The sequence below is a fragment of the Streptomyces sp. NPDC032940 genome, assembly GCF_040636935.1.
GTDB lineage: Bacteria > Actinomycetota > Actinomycetes > Streptomycetales > Streptomycetaceae > Streptomyces.
Genome location: NZ_JBEZVJ010000021.1, coordinates 47,272 through 61,664, shown reverse-complemented (window position 1 = coordinate 61,664; position 14,393 = coordinate 47,272). Strand labels below are relative to the sequence as shown.

Genomic DNA, 14,393 nt, shown 5'->3' with positions numbered 1-14,393 from the left:
CCGCCCCTTCGGAAGCCCGCACAAACCGGCCCCGCCCGTTCCCATTAGGCTGGCCCCGTGAAGGTCCTTGTCATCGGCGGCGGCGCCCGCGAACACGCCCTGTGCCGTTCCCTGTCCCTCGACCCCGACGTCACCGCGCTGCACTGCGCACCCGGCAACGCCGGTATCGCCGAGGTCGCCGAACTGCACCAGGTCGACGCCCTCGACGGCGCGGCCGTCACCGCGCTGGCCACGGAGCTGGGCGCCGACCTGGTCGTCGTCGGGCCCGAGGCGCCCCTCGTCGCCGGGGTCTCCGACGCCGTGCGCGAGGCCGGTATCCCGGTCTTCGGCCCCTCCGGGCAGGCCGCGCGGCTCGAGGGCTCCAAGGCCTTCGCGAAGGACGTGATGGCCGGTGCCGGGGTGCCCACGGCCCGCTCGTACGTCTGCACGACCCCCGCCGAGGTCGACGCGGCCCTCGACGCCTTCGGCGCCCCCTACGTGGTCAAGGACGACGGCCTCGCCGCCGGCAAGGGCGTCGTCGTCACCGGCGACGTCGAGGCCGCCCGGGCGCACGCCAACGCCTGCGAGCGCGTGGTCGTCGAGGAGTACCTCGACGGCCCCGAGGTCTCCCTCTTCGCCATCACCGACGGCGAGAACGTGCGCCCCCTCCAGCCCGCCCAGGACTTCAAGCGCGCCCTCGACGGCGACGAGGGGCCGAACACCGGCGGCATGGGCGCGTACTCGCCGCTGCCGTGGGCCGACCCCAAGCTGGTCGACGAGGTCGTGCAGAGCGTGCTCCAGCCGACCGTCGACGAGATGCGCCGCCGCGGCACACCCTTCTCCGGACTGCTGTACGCCGGTCTCGCGATCACCTCGCGCGGGGTGCGCGTGATCGAGTTCAACGCCCGCTTCGGCGACCCCGAGACCCAGGTCGTGCTGGCCCGCCTGAAGACCCCGCTCGCCGGTCTGCTGATGGCCGCCGCCACCGGCAACCTCGCCGACCTCGAGCCGCTGCGCTGGAGCGACGAGGCGGCCGTCACCGTGGTCGTCGCCTCGCACAACTACCCCGGCACCCCGCGCACCGGCGACCCGATCACCGGCCTCGACGAGGTGGCCGCCGAGGACGCCCCGCACGCCTACGTCCTGCACGCCGGCACCCGCACCGAGGGCGACACCGTCGTCAGCGCCGGCGGCCGCGTCCTGTCCGTCACCGCCACGGGCAGCGACCTCACCGAGGCCCGCGACCGTGCCTACCGGGCCGTCGCCCGCATCGGCCTCGACGGCTCCCAGCACCGTACGGACATCGCGGCGAAGGCCGCCGCCGACGCGGCGGCGGGCACCACGGGGGCCTGACCGCCCCCGGAGCGGCCCGCTCCGCACCCCGCCCCACAGGCCCCGGCTCCCTCCCAGGAGCTGGGGCCTGATCCTTGCTGTCCGTCATCCACCTTTCCCCAAAGCCATTCCATCGGGTGACCGATGCACCATACGGCTGACGGGCGCTAAGGCCCCAACTATGGTGCCGCGCAAGCGTTCCGGCAGTGTTCCGGCACTTGGCCCACCGGCATTGCGATGTCAGTGGCGGGTGCCACAGTGGGGGAGTGAGCAACAGCGGGAGCGCCGTCCCAGGGCAGCAAGGAGGGGGTGAGGTCCGGCCGTGACCGGTATCGGTGGAGTGGAGTCGGGCGCGCGGGCCGCGCGCTCCCGGGCGCTGGCCGTGCTGCGGGTCCGCAGCCGGGCGCTGGCCGTCGCCCTGCTGCCCGCTGCCGCCGCCGTGATCCTGCTCGTGGGCGGTTCCACCGGGCACCTGGTGGGTGCCGGCTGGGACGCCGCCCGCTGGACGGTGTCCGTGCTGGCGCTCCTCGTCCTGGCGTCCGCCGCGGGGGTCGCCCTCGTCGTCGCCCGCGCCCGGCCCGCCATGACCCCGACGGTCCCGGTCACCGAGGAGTCGGCGCCGGACCTCTACCGGATGGTGCGCGACCTCGCCGACCGGCTCGAGGTGCCCGCGCCGTCCGCGATAGCGCTCACGCCGGACTGCGACAGCTGGCTGGAGGACCGCACCCACCCGGCCCACGGCCCGCCGTCCGGGGAGCGGCACGGCGACGTGGCCGGTCCGGGCGGACCGGTGCACCGCCGTGACCCCGCCGCGCCCGTCCTCGTCATCGGCTCGCCCTTCCTGTGGTGGATGCGCGTGGGCGAGCTGCGCGCGGTCCTCGCCCCGGTCGTCGCCGGTACGGGACCGTCGGCGCACCCCGACATAGCCGCGGCCCGGCGCTTCATACGAGGCCTGGACGCCGCGGTGGCGGTGGCCTCGGCGAGGGACCGAGGGCTGTCCCGCGCGGTGTGCAGAGGGCTCGGCCAGGTGTCCCGGCTGCTGCTGCACAGCTGCCGCGTCCACGCCGCCGAGATGGAGCGGGGGGTCGCCGCGGCGGCCGCCGAGCGCGCACAGGCTGTGGACTACGGGCTGCGGATCGTCGCCCAGGAGCAGGTCGGGCTGGCGTACGCGGGCTGGGACCGGCTGCTGACCCGGGTGGCGCTGCCCGCCTGGCGGATGGGCCGCTGGCCCGCCCGGCTGGACGTGGGCGTCGTCGCGGCGCTCACGGAGCTGTCCCGCCGCGACCGTCTGGCCGAGGGCTTCGCCTCGCGCCTGGGCGAGCGCCCCGCCTGCGACCTGCTGGAGGAGCCCGGCCTGATCGACGAGTCGGTCTCCCTGCTCGCCGCGCGCCTCTTCCACGGGGGACCCGCGAAGACCGGACCGGACTGGGCGCCGGTGGGCTGGGACGAGTATCCGGAGGAGGTCGTCGACCGGGCCTGGCGCACGGACGCGGCCCGCCTCCACCGCGTCCTCGACACCCTGGGCGTCCGTCGCACGGCGGAGGGCGCCTCCGCCGGCGCCGACGGCCCCACCCTGGCCCGCGTCCTGGACCACCTCACGGACCGCCCCGGCCCGACGCCGCCCGGCCCGGCACCGTCCGGCCCCACCCCGTCCGACCCGCCGGCGGACCGTGACGTGCAGGCGACCGGTGCCCCCACCTCCGGCGACGACGAGGACGACCTCGCCGACACCACTCCCCGGGGCGCCGCCCTGGCCGCCGGGCTGAGCGCGCAGCTGGCCCGCGAGGAGGCCGCGGCCCCGCCCCCCGCCGTGTCAGGGGCGGCGACGGGCCGGACCGGCCCCGACAGCGCCCTGTGGGACGACCGTGCGCTGCCCCTCCTCCCGCTCCAGCCGCCGCGCACCGGCCGCGAGGTCCTCACCGACCACATCACGGCGATGGTGTGCTGCGCCGCCATGGACACCGCCGGAGCCGCGCCCGGCCTCGACTGGCTCGACGGCCCGTCCCTCCTGGTCAACGGCGTCCGCGCCGCCGACCTGGCCCCCCGCGTCCGCAGCCTCGTCGAGACCGGCGACCCCGCCCCCCTGCGCGCCTGGCTGACCGAGCTCGGCATACGCGCGGAGAAGCCGGTACGCCTGGTCTGAGGCCGTGGCTCCAGGGAACCGGACCCTTCGACTCCACTTTCGGTCACTTCGCGACGAACAGTGACAGCACGCACGCCAGATGTGATGTGCTGGGGACCGATCGCGCACATGGCAAGGGCGTTCGTCATACGCACGACCACGGGGGCACGAGGGAGGGGGCGGTCCCATGGGGCCCGAGCACGTTCGCCGTTGGGAGTCGGGAGCACTCGCGCACGCCGTGACGGATCCCTTCGGCCAGGGACCCGTCCCGTGGCTGCGCGGCGGGGAGACCTACTTCAGCGACACCGGCCAGGTCGTCCCCTGGTACATCGACGCGGACCCGGAGCCGCCCGTGACCGGAACGGGCCGGCGGGGCGCGGCCACGGACCGGCGCTCCGCCACCGGAGGCCCTCGCGCCGCCGACGACGTGCACCGTCAGATCAAGGGCTTCACCGCCACGGGTGCCGCCGCGCCCGGCGAGGCCATCGACTTCCACATCACCGTCGACCCGCCGCAGCAGTTCAGCGTCGACGTCTACCGGATCGGCCACTACGGCGGAGACGGCGCCGCCAAGATCACCACCAGCCCCCGGCTCTCCGGCATCGTCCAGCCCCCGCCGCTCACCGCGGACCGCACGGTCTCCTGCCACCACTGGTGGCTGTCCTGGCGGCTGCAGATCCCGTCGTACTGGAACATCGGCGCGTACGTCGCCGTCCTCACCACCGCCGACGGCTACCGCAGCCACGTCCCCTTCACGGTCCGCGACGACCACCCGGCCGACCTGCTGCTGCTCCTGCCCGACATCACCTGGCAGGCGTACAACCTCTACCCGGAGGACGGCCGCACCGGCGCCAGCCTGTATCACGCCTGGGACGAGGAGGGCCGGCTGCTCGGCGAGGCGGACGCCGCGACGACCGTCTCCTTCGACCGCCCCTACGCGGGCGCCGGACTGCCCCTGCACGTGGGCCACGCCTACGACTTCATCCGCTTCGCCGAGCGCTACGGCTATGACGTGGCCTACGCCGACGCCCGCGACCTGCACTCCGGCCGCGTCGATCCGACCCGCTACCGGGGCCTGGTCTTCCCGGGCCACGACGAGTACTGGTCGACGGCCATGCGCCGCACCACCGAGCTGGCCCGCGAGCACGGCACGTCCCTGGTCTTCCTCTCCGCCAACACCCTGTACTGGCAGGTGGAGCTGGCCCCCTCCCCCTCCGGCGTCCCCGACCGCCTGCTGACCTGCCGCAAGCGCCAGGGCCCGGGCCGGCCGGTGCTGTGGCGGGAGATCGACCGCGCCGAGCAGCAGCTGCTCGGCATCCAGTACGCCGGCCGCGTCCCCGAACCGCACCCGATGATCGTCCGCAACGCCGGCCACTGGCTCTGGGAGGTCACCGGCGCCCAGGAGGGCGACGAGATCGAGGGCCTGGTCGCCGGCGAGGCCGACCGCTACTTCCCGCGCACCCCGCTCCCCGAGCACGACGAGCGCGTCCTGCTGGCCCACTCCCCGTACACCGACGTCCACGGCGCCCGGCGCCACCAGGAGACGTCCCTGTACCGGGCGCCGTCCGGTGCCTGGGTCTTCGCGTCCGGGACGTTCGCCTGGTCCCCGGCCCTGGACCGCCCCGGCCACGTCGACCCGCGGATCCAGCGGGCCACCGCCAACCTCCTGGACCGCATCTGCAAACGCGACTGACCAGGCCCTACGACCACCCCGCACGGAGATCGGCCGCCGCATACGGGAGAATCGACGTACATGGACAGAACCACGGGGAGGAACCGTGTCCGGATTCGTCGAAAAGCCCGAGCCGCTTGAGGTTCCGGGTCTGGTGCATCTGCACACCGGCAAGGTGCGCGATCTGTACCAGAACGAGGCGGGCGACCTCGTGATGGTCGCCAGCGACCGCATGTCCGCCTACGACTGGGTGCTGCCCACCGAGATCCCCGACAAGGGCCGGGTGCTCACCCAGCTCTCCCTGTGGTGGTTCGACCAGCTCGCCGACCTGGTCCCGAACCACGTCCTGAGCACCGCGCTGCCCGAGGGCGCGCCCGCCGACTGGCAGGGCCGCACCCTGGTCTGCAAGTCGCTGCGGATGGTCCCCGTGGAGTGCGTGGCCCGCGGCTACCTCACCGGCTCGGGCCTCGCCGAGTACCGGGAATCCCGCACCGTCTGCGGCCTCGCCCTCCCCGAGGGCCTCGTCGACGGCTCGGAGCTGCCCGCCCCGATCTTCACCCCGGCCACCAAGGCCGAGGTGGGCGAGCACGACGAGAACGTCTCCTACGAGGAGGTCGTCCGCCAGACCGGCGCGGACACCGCCGCCCGCCTGCGCCAGGCCACACTGGCCGTCTACTCCCGCGCCCGGGACATCGCCCGCGAGCGCGGGATCATCCTGGCCGACACCAAGTTCGAGTTCGGCTTCGAGGGCGACGACCTGGTCCTCGCCGACGAGGTCCTCACCCCGGACTCCTCCCGCTTCTGGCCCGCCGACCAGTGGCAGCCCGGCCGCGCGCAGCCGTCGTACGACAAGCAGTTCGTGCGGGACTGGCTGACCTCGGCGGAGTCCGGCTGGGACCGCAAGAGCGAGCAGCCCCCGCCGGCGCTGCCGCGGCAGGTCGTGGACGCGACCCGCGCCAAGTACGTCGAGGCCTACGAGCGTCTGACGGGCGTGCGCTGGTAGGACACCGGGACACGAGAAAGCCCCCGGCCTGGACCGGGGGCTTTCTCCTGTGGAGCGAACGACGAGGTTCGAACTCGCGACCTCAACCTTGGCAAGGTTGCGCTCTACCAACTGAGCTACGTTCGCCTGCGCCGCGGGCTTCGCCGTGGTGCGTGAGCCACTATACCCAACCTCGCTCCCGTGCGAGGCGCACTGCCGCGTGCCGGTTCTCCGCGCCGAGCTTCGTGGCGGCCGACGACAGGTAGTTCCGCACGGTCCCCTCGGCGAGCGCGGCCCGCTCGGCGATCTCCGCGACGGGCGCCCCGTCGGCCGCGTACTCCAGCACCTCGGCCTCCCGGGCGGTCAGCGGGGAGTCCCCTGCGGAGATCGCGTCCGCGGCCAACTCGGGGTCGACGTAACGGTTTCCGGCGTGGACGGTGCGGATCAGCTCGGCGAGCCGCTGGGCGCTGACCGTCTTCGGGACGAACCCGCGCACACCCGCCGCGAGTGCCCGCTTCAGATGCCCGGGCCGCCCGTGACCGGTGACGATCAGCACCTTGCAGCCCGGCAGTTCGGTGCGCAGGGATGTGGCGACCTTCACACCGTCGGCGCCGGGCATCTGAAGGTCGAGGACGGCCACGTCGGGCCGGTGTGCCCGCGCCATGGCCAGGGCCTCCGGGCCGGTGGCGGCCTCGGCGACCACCATGAGGTCGTCCTCCAGGGAGAGCAGGGCGGCCAGCGCGCCGCGGATCAGGTGCTCGTCGTCGGCGAGCAGCACCCGTACGGCGGTCGTCACGACACGGCCTCCAGTTCCGGCTCGGTGGTCAGCGGCGCCTGCGCGACCAGCCGGAAGGCGCCCTTGCCGACGCGTTCGGCCTCCAGCGTGCCGCCCACCGCGGACAGCCGCTCCCGCAGCCCGGCCAGGCCGGATCCGCCGGAACCGGTCGCCTCGTCCGTCCCGCCCGGGGGTGTGCCCACCCCGTCGTTCTCCACCGTCAGCACCACACGCCCCTCCGTCATCCGCACCGCCACGGTGCACCGTTCCGCCTCACCGTGCCGCAGCACGTTCGTGGTCGCCTCCCGCACCACCCAGCCGAGCGCCGACTGCACCTCGGCGGGCAGCCCGGCCGCCTCCCCGGTCACCCGGCAGTCGATGCCGGCCGCCGCCAGCACGCCCTGGGCGCCCATGAGTTCGACCTCCAGGTCGGCCTCCCGGTAGCCGCGCACCACGTCGCGGACCTCGCGCTGCGACTCCTGGGCGATGCGCTGCACCTCGATCATCTGCTCCACCGCCTCGGGCCGTTCGCGCCGGGCGAGCCGCACCGCCAGTTCGCTCTTGAGCGCGATGACCGCCAGGTTCCGCCCCATCACGTCGTGCAGGTCCCGCCCGAACCGGAGCCGCTCCTCGGCGACCGCCAGCCGGGCCCGGGTCTCGCGGGCCTCGTCGAGCGCGTACACGGCGTTGAGCAGCCAGACGGAGAAGACGGAGGTGAAGGCGAGGAACCCCGCGCCGAGCAGCACCATGCAGCCCGTCACCAGCGCGGCCGGGGCCGGCAGGCCCAGCGGGAACGCCACGACCCCCGCGCCCACCGCGAAGCCGCCGACGATCGCGCCGATCCGCCGCCGGTTGCGCACCCCGAGCGCGATGGTGCCCGCGCCGAAACAGAGCACCCCGCCGAATACCGAGCCCGCCGCGGTGTCGACGCCCTCACCGGCCGGGCCGCGCTCGGCGAGCCCGATGGCCCCGACGGCGAGTACGGCGGTGGCGGCGGCCAGCGTCCACAGCAGTCGCACCGGCTGGGGACGCGTGCCGCGCGTGAAGTCCAGGGCCCGTGAGGCGGTCGTCACACAGATCCCGGCGTGCACCGCGACCAGCAGCGTCAGCGTGCCCGCGAGCCGTGGGCCGACCTGGTCGAAGGTCGACAGCCCGATCGCGGCCAGCTCGATCACGCCGAAGAAGTGGAACGACCACCGTGTGTACGTCTCGACCTTCGCCGGCGTGCTCTTCCGCCGCCACCAGCCCCCCGGCCTGCGCATGTCCCCGCTCGCCCCGCTTCCCCGACCGTCCCGCATCAGCGCCGCGGCTCCCAGCGGAACCGCCGCCGTACAGCAAACACCGCGACGGCCGTCCAGGCCACCGCCGTGGCGAGCGCTCCGAGTGCCTCGGACGCCGACAGATCGCCGGTCCAGCCGCCGCGGACCAGGGTGATGATGCCGGTCAGCGGCAGCAGCTCGCAGACCGAGGCCAGCCGGTCGGGCAGCAGCTCCAGCGGGAAGGTGATGCCGGAGCCGATCATCGAGACGATCATCAGCGGCATCGGCGTGACCTGCGCGCTCTCCCCGGTCCGGGTGAAGCCGGCGGTGACCGCGGCCAGCGCCGCGCACAGCACCAGCCCCAGCAGCAGCCCGGCGACGGCGAGGTGCGGTGCGGACGGCGCGGACAGGTCGAGGAGGGCGGTGCACCCCGCCACCAGCAACAGGCACTGGACGAGGCCGGTCAGCGTGGCCGGCAGCGCGGTCCCGGCGAGGATCTCGGCGTCGCGCAGCTCGCCGGTGCGCAGCCGCTTCAGGACGAGTTCCTCGCGCCGGACGACGAAGACGCCGACGAGCGCCGAGTACACGGCGAACAGCAGCGAGAAGCCGACGGCCGCGGGCAGCACCACGGTGCCGACGGTGAGGCCGGCCCCGGCGAGGTCCATGTCCTCGGCGGCCGCCCGCACGCTGACCGGCAGGACCAGCGGCACGAACAGGGCGGCGACGAGGGTGCCCTTGCTGCGGCCGAACAGGGTCAGTTCGGCGCGGGCGAGCGCGGCCATCCGGCTCATCGGGGTGGTGGCCGCGGGGGCGGGGGCCGTAGGGGCGGGGGTGGTCATGCCGCGTACTCCTTCGTCGTCATGTCCGCGCCGGCCGCCGCCGACTCGGCCGCTTCCTTCGCGATGCCGAGGAACGCCTCCTCCAGGGAGGCCGAGCGCACGTCGAGCCCGCGCAGCTCCACGCCGGCCCGTTCGGCCCAGACCAGCAGCCCGGTGGCGGCCCGCTGGAGCTCGCGGGTGCGCAGCCGCACGCGCCGTCCGTCGGTGTCGTGACCGCTCACGCCGAGCGTGTCCAGCGGCGGCAGATCGCCCACGAAATAGCCCTCGGGCAGCTCGAAGGAGATCCGGGACGGCTGGGTGGCCGTCACCTCGTCCGGGGTGCCGGTGGCGGCGATGCGGCCCTTGTGCAGGATCGCGAGCCGGTCGGCGAGGCTCTCGGCCTCCTCCAGGTAGTGCGTGGTGAGCAGCACGGTGGTGCCGCCGTCGCGCAGTGCGCGCACCAACTCCCAGGTGTCGCGGCGGCCTTCGGCGTCCAGCCCGGTGGTGGGCTCGTCGAGGAAGAGCACCTCGGGCTCGCCGAGCAGGGCGAGCGCCAGGTCCAGCCGGCGCCGCTCGCCGCCGGAGAGCTGCTTCACACGGGTGCCCGTCTTCTCCGCCAGTCCGACCAGCGCCAGCACCTCCGCCTCGGGCCGGGCGCCGCTCACACAGCCCGCCCACATCCGCGCGGTCTCGGCGACGGTCAGCTCGGAGGGGAAGCCGCCCTCCTGGAGCATGACCCCGGTGCGGGGGCGCACGGCGGCGCGCTCGGTGTACGGGTCGTGTCCGAGGACGCGCACCCGGCCGCCGGCCGGCGCGGCGAGACCCTCGAGGAGTTCGACCGTCGAGGTCTTTCCGGCGCCGTTGGTGCCCAGCAGCGCGAAGATCTCGCCGCGGCGCACGGAGAAGTCGATCCCGCGCACCGCCTCGAACCCGCCCCCGTACACACGCCGCAGGCCGGTGACCTCGATCACGTGCTCGTGTTCGTTTGCTCGCATGTCCCCAGCGTCCCGGTGCAGAGGGCCGGGCATCAGTGCGAGCCGTCATCGCTCGGCATGACAAATGTCAGACGGCGTGCGGGAACCCGCGGTCACTCAGGGCGCACGAAAAGACCCCGGTCCTGGAGGACCGGGGTCTGATTCCCGAGCGGACGACGAGGCTCGAACTCGCGACCTCAACCTTGGCAAGGTTGCGCTCTACCAACTGAGCTACGTCCGCATTGCCCCCGACCGGCCTTCACCGATCGGTGCGAGCACCAGCCTACCTGATCCAATCGAGTGGCCGGTACGGCGATGCAGAGCGGGTGACAGGAATTGCACACTGCGCCTTCCCCCTGGAAGGGGGATGTTCTACTACTGAACTACACCCGCATGTTCCGTGAGCTGGGCCTTTCGGCCTCGCCCCTCGGCGTGCTCCAGACTTTAGCTGATCACCCGGGGTGCTGCGCAAGTCGGTTGCCGCGAGGGGCGGCTGAGCGGCCGTCGGCGCTCGCGCGGGCCGGGCCGCCGGCCGCCGGGGTGCGGCTGAGGGCGGCCGCCGGACGGGACCGCTCACTGCGCCTCGGCGAACGCCTCGTACACCTTCTTCGGGATCCGGCCCCGCGCGGGCACGTCCATCCTGTTGGCCTGGGCCCACGCCCGGACGGCCGCCGGATCGGGGGCGACCTCCGTCTGCCGGTACGCCTTGCCGGACCGCGACCGCTTCCGCCCCGCCGACACGTAGGGCTCGAGGGCCTTGCGCAGTTTCCGGGCATTGGCTTCGTTCAGGTCGATCTCGTACATCCGGCCGTCGACTCCGAAGGCGATCGTCTCCGCCGCTTCAGAGCCGTCGATGTCGTCAAAGAGAGTGACCACGACACGCTGCGCCACGAATATCGGTCCCTTCGTGCGGCATCTCCGCGATGACGTGCCCGAACATGCCGAGACGCCGCGATGATGCCGACTGTTCGCCAGTAATTGGGCAAAGTATCGGCTAATGACATTTCATTTGTACAGTGCCCGGCATTGAAATGGGAAGTCCGACTAAATCTCTCCGCGTGTCCGCCGCGCAATAGGTATCCAGGATGCGTCCGAGATCTTTCCCGAAGCTTTTCGTGAGGTCTCCCCCAGATGCCGGATCGTGACAGGGCTCACGTACTTTCCTCCAAGGCTACGCGCGTAGAAATTTTGTACGGGTAGTCTGAAGGGACCTGCTCAGCACCACACACCGGGAGTGCCAGTGGCACGCGTCGTAGTCGACGTCATGCTCAAGCCGGAGATCCTCGACCCCCAGGGCCAGGCGGTGCAGCGCGCACTGCCGCGACTGGGTTTCGAAGGGATCTCGGACGTCCGCCAGGGAAAGCGATTCGAACTGGAAGTGGACGGGCCGGTCGACGAGGCCGCCCTCGCCCGCATCCATGATCTTGCGGAATCCTTCCTCGCCAACACCGTGATCGAGGACTTCACCGTCAAGGTCGAGTCCGAGGATGTCGCCGCGGGGGCCGTGAAGTGACCGCTCGTATTGGCGTCGTCACTTTCCCCGGCAGCCTCGACGACCGGGACACGCAGCGTGCGATCCGCGTCGCCGGTGCCGAACCCGTGGCGCTCTGGCACAAGGACAAGGACCTCAAGCAGGTCGACGCCGTGGTGCTGTGCGGCGGTTTCTCCTACGGCGACTATCTGCGCGCCGGTGCCATCGCGCGCTTCTCGCCGGTGATGGACACCGTCATCGACCAGGCGAAGGCCGGCCTCCCGGTGCTCGGCATCTGCAACGGCTTCCAGATCCTCACGGAGGCCCACCTGCTGCCCGGCGGGATGCTCGGCAACGACCACCTGCACTTCATCTGCCGCGACCAGAAGCTGCGGGTGGAGAACGCGGACACCGCCTGGACCAGCGACTACAGCGCCGGCCAGGAGATCCACATCCCGCTGAAGAACATGGACGGGCGCTACGTCGCCGACGCCCGCACGATCGACGAGCTGGAGGCGGAGGGCCGGGTCGCCTTCCGCTACCTGGACGTCAATCCGAACGGCTCGCTCAACGACATCGCCGGCATCACCAACGCCGCCGGGAACGTGGTCGGCCTCATGCCGCACCCCGAGCACGCCGTCGAGCCGCTGATCGGCACCGGCCGCACCGACGGCCTCCCGTTCTTCACCTCGATCCTCAAGAAGCTGGTCAACGCATGAGCCGGACGCCTCTGGACACGGTCGAGCACGCGGCCGCGACCCCCGACGTCGAGCTGCCCTGGGCCGAACTGGGCCTGAAGAAGGACGAGTACGAGAGGGTCGTGGAGATCCTCGGCCGCCGCCCCACCGGCGCGGAGCTGGCCATGTACTCCGTCATGTGGTCCGAGCACTGTTCGTACAAGTCCTCCAAGGTGCACCTGCGCCAGTTCGGCGAGAAGGCCCCGCAGAACGACGCGATGCTCGTCGGCATCGGCGAGAACGCCGGTGTGGTCGACGTCGGCCAGGGCTACGCGGTCACCTTCAAGGTCGAGTCGCACAACCACCCGTCGTACGTCGAGCCCTACCAGGGCGCCGCGACCGGCGTGGGCGGCATCGTGCGCGACATCATCGCCATGGGCGCCCGCCCGGTCGCCGTCGTGGACCCCCTGCGCTTCGGCGCCGCGGACCACCCCGACACCAAGCGCGTGCTGCCCGGCGTCGTCGCCGGCATCGGCGGCTACGGCAACTGCCTGGGCCTGCCCAACATCGGCGGCGAGGTCGTCTTCGACGCCTGCTACCAGGGCAACCCGCTGGTCAACGCCGGTGCCATCGGCGTCATGCGGCACGAGGACATCCACCTCGCCAAGGCGTCCGGTGCGGGCAACAAGGTCATCCTCTACGGTGCCCGCACCGGCGGCGACGGCATCGGCGGCGCCTCGATCCTGGCCTCGGAGACCTTCGACGACGCCAAGCCGTCGAAGCGCCCGGCCGTGCAGGTCGGCGACCCCTTCCAGGAGAAGCTCCTCATCGAGTGCACCCTGGAGGCGTTCAAGGAGAAGCTCGTCGTCGGCATCCAGGACCTCGGCGCGGCGGGCCTGTCCTGCGCGACGAGCGAGCTGGCGTCGAACGGCTCCGGCGGTATGCGCGTCACCCTGGACGACGTCCCGCTCCGCGACTCCACGCTCTCGCCCGAGGAGATCCTCATGAGCGAGTCGCAGGAGCGCATGTGCGCGGTCGTGGAGCCCGACAAGGTCGACCGCTTCCTGGAGATCTGCGACAAGTGGGACGTCATCGCCACGGTGATCGGTGAGGTCACGGACGGCGACCGTCTCGAGATCTTCTGGCACGGCGGCAAGATCGTCGACGTCGACCCGCGCACGGTCGCCCACGACGGCCCGGTCTACGAGCGCCCCTACGCCCGCCCGGACTGGCAGGACGCCCTCCAGGCCGACGACGCGAACAAGCTGCCCCGGCCGCAGTCCGGCGAGGAGCTGAAGGACCAGGTCCTGAAGCTGGTGTCCTCCCCGAACCAGGCGTCCAAGCAGTGGATCACCCAGCAGTACGACCACTTCGTGCAGGGCAACACCGTCCTCGCCCAGCCCGAGGACTCGGGCATGATCCGCGTGGACGAGGAGTCCGGCCTCGGCGTCGCCATCGCGACCGACGGCAACGGCCGCTACGCCAAGCTCGACCCGTACACGGGCGCGCAGCTGGCCCTGGCGGAGGCGTACCGCAACGTCGCGACGACGGGCGCGAAGCCGCTGGCGGTCTCCGACTGCCTGAACTTCGGCTCGCCGGAGGACCCGGCGGTCATGTGGCAGTTCGCGGAGGCCGTGCGCGGCCTGGCCGACGGCTGCCTCCAGCTCGGCACCCCGGTGACCGGCGGCAACGTCTCGCTCTACAACCAGACGGGCGAGGCGGCCATCCACCCGACCCCGGTCGTGGCCGTCCTCGGCGTCATCGACGACGTGGCCCGCCGCACTCCGGTCGCCTTCCAGGAGGAGGGCCAGCTGCTCTACCTCCTCGGCGACACGCGTGAGGAGTTCGGCGGTTCGGCCTGGTCCCAGGTCATCCACGACCACCTCGGCGGCCTGCCGCCCGAGGTCGACCTGGAGCGCGAGCGCCTGCTCGCCGAGATCCTGATCTCCGCCTCCCGCGACGGCATGATCGACTCCGCGCACGACCTGTCCGACGGCGGTCTGGTCCAGGCGGTCGTCGAGTCGGCGCTGCTCGGCGGCAAGGGCGCGCGTCTGGTCGTCCCGGACGGTCTGGACGCCTTCACCTTCCTGTTCTCGGAGTCGGCGGGCCGCGCGGTCGTCGCCGTCCCGCGTTCGGAGGAGCTCCGCTTCACCGACATGTGCGGTGCCCGTGGCCTGCCGGTCACCCGCATCGGCGTGGTGGACGGCGACGCGGTGGAGGTCCAGGGCGAGTTCACCCTGCCGCTGACCGACCTCCGCGAGGCCCACGAGGGCACGATCCCGGCGCTGCTGGCGTAGCTGTACGCCCGCTGCGAGGCAGAGGTCCCGTCCGG

Annotated in this window: 12 protein-coding genes and 3 tRNA genes; 7 read left to right on the top strand and 8 right to left on the bottom strand. The window is 72.7% G+C overall.

Annotated features, from left to right (window positions below; all coding sequences use genetic code 11):
• Positions 1 to 57: 57 nt before the first annotated feature.
• The 4 genes from purD (at position 58) to AB0E77_RS23555 (ending at position 6,108) form a co-directional block, all read left to right on the top strand.
• A complete protein-coding gene (purD, locus tag AB0E77_RS23570; RefSeq protein WP_361573674.1) occupies positions 58 to 1,332 on the top strand; it encodes a phosphoribosylamine--glycine ligase in 1,275 nt (424 codons plus the stop codon).
• A 301-nt stretch (positions 1,333 to 1,633) separates the two neighbouring features.
• Positions 1,634 to 3,454: a hypothetical protein gene (locus tag AB0E77_RS23565; RefSeq protein WP_361573672.1), complete on the top strand. Its 1,821-nt coding sequence runs from the start codon at positions 1,634 to 1,636 to the stop codon at positions 3,452 to 3,454.
• Between the two features lie 166 nt (positions 3,455 to 3,620).
• Positions 3,621 to 5,126, top strand: a complete 1,506-nt coding sequence (locus tag AB0E77_RS23560) for a N,N-dimethylformamidase beta subunit family domain-containing protein (protein WP_361573670.1) — start codon at positions 3,621 to 3,623, stop codon at positions 5,124 to 5,126.
• 85 nt (positions 5,127 to 5,211) lie between these two features.
• Positions 5,212 to 6,108, top strand: a complete 897-nt coding sequence (locus tag AB0E77_RS23555) for a phosphoribosylaminoimidazolesuccinocarboxamide synthase (RefSeq protein ID WP_361573668.1) — start codon at positions 5,212 to 5,214, stop codon at positions 6,106 to 6,108.
• A 50-nt stretch (positions 6,109 to 6,158) separates the two neighbouring features.
• On the opposite strand, the gene AB0E77_RS23550 is transcribed toward AB0E77_RS23555, so the two are convergent.
• From AB0E77_RS23550 to AB0E77_RS23515, 8 genes are all read right to left on the bottom strand, one after another.
• Positions 6,159 to 6,234 (bottom strand) — tRNA-Gly (locus tag AB0E77_RS23550).
• A 34-nt stretch (positions 6,235 to 6,268) separates the two neighbouring features.
• Positions 6,269 to 6,883 carry a response regulator transcription factor gene (locus tag AB0E77_RS23545; protein ID WP_361573666.1) on the bottom strand — a complete coding sequence of 205 codons (615 nt, stop codon included), beginning with the start codon at positions 6,881 to 6,883 and terminating at the stop codon, positions 6,269 to 6,271.
• Positions 6,880 to 8,124, bottom strand: coding sequence for a histidine kinase (locus tag AB0E77_RS23540; protein WP_361573664.1), 1,245 nt, complete (start codon positions 8,122 to 8,124; stop codon positions 6,880 to 6,882). The genes AB0E77_RS23545 and AB0E77_RS23540 overlap by 4 nt, the downstream gene beginning before the upstream one ends.
• 35 nt (positions 8,125 to 8,159) lie before the next feature.
• Positions 8,160 to 8,960 (bottom strand): ABC transporter permease, encoded by an 801-nt coding sequence (locus AB0E77_RS23535; RefSeq protein ID WP_361573662.1) that lies wholly within the window; start codon positions 8,958 to 8,960, stop codon positions 8,160 to 8,162.
• Positions 8,957 to 9,934 (bottom strand): ABC transporter ATP-binding protein, encoded by a 978-nt coding sequence (locus AB0E77_RS23530; RefSeq protein WP_361573660.1) that lies wholly within the window; start codon positions 9,932 to 9,934, stop codon positions 8,957 to 8,959. Before AB0E77_RS23530 ends, AB0E77_RS23535 begins: the two co-directional genes overlap by 4 nt.
• 147 nt (positions 9,935 to 10,081) lie before the next feature.
• Positions 10,082 to 10,154 (bottom strand) — tRNA-Gly (locus AB0E77_RS23525).
• Between the two features lie 80 nt (positions 10,155 to 10,234).
• Positions 10,235 to 10,306, bottom strand: a tRNA-Gly gene (locus AB0E77_RS23520).
• A gap of 180 nt (positions 10,307 to 10,486) precedes the next feature.
• Positions 10,487 to 10,804: an Lsr2 family protein gene (locus AB0E77_RS23515; protein ID WP_127894179.1), complete on the bottom strand. Its 318-nt coding sequence runs from the start codon at positions 10,802 to 10,804 to the stop codon at positions 10,487 to 10,489.
• Positions 10,805 to 11,153: 349 nt separating this feature from the next.
• Here AB0E77_RS23515 and purS point away from each other — a divergent pair, with 349 nt between their 5' ends.
• Genes purS through purL form a run of 3 tightly spaced genes read left to right on the top strand, consistent with a single transcriptional unit; the run spans position 11,154 to position 14,358 of the window.
• Positions 11,154 to 11,426, top strand: a complete 273-nt coding sequence (purS, locus tag AB0E77_RS23510; RefSeq protein ID WP_361573658.1) for a phosphoribosylformylglycinamidine synthase subunit PurS — start codon at positions 11,154 to 11,156, stop codon at positions 11,424 to 11,426.
• Positions 11,423 to 12,103, top strand: a complete 681-nt coding sequence (gene purQ, locus AB0E77_RS23505; RefSeq protein WP_361573656.1) for a phosphoribosylformylglycinamidine synthase subunit PurQ — start codon at positions 11,423 to 11,425, stop codon at positions 12,101 to 12,103. Before purS ends, purQ begins: the two co-directional genes overlap by 4 nt.
• Positions 12,100 to 14,358, top strand: a complete 2,259-nt coding sequence (purL, locus tag AB0E77_RS23500) for a phosphoribosylformylglycinamidine synthase subunit PurL (RefSeq protein WP_361573654.1) — start codon at positions 12,100 to 12,102, stop codon at positions 14,356 to 14,358. The genes purQ and purL overlap by 4 nt, the downstream gene beginning before the upstream one ends.
• Positions 14,359 to 14,393 lie beyond the last annotated feature (35 nt).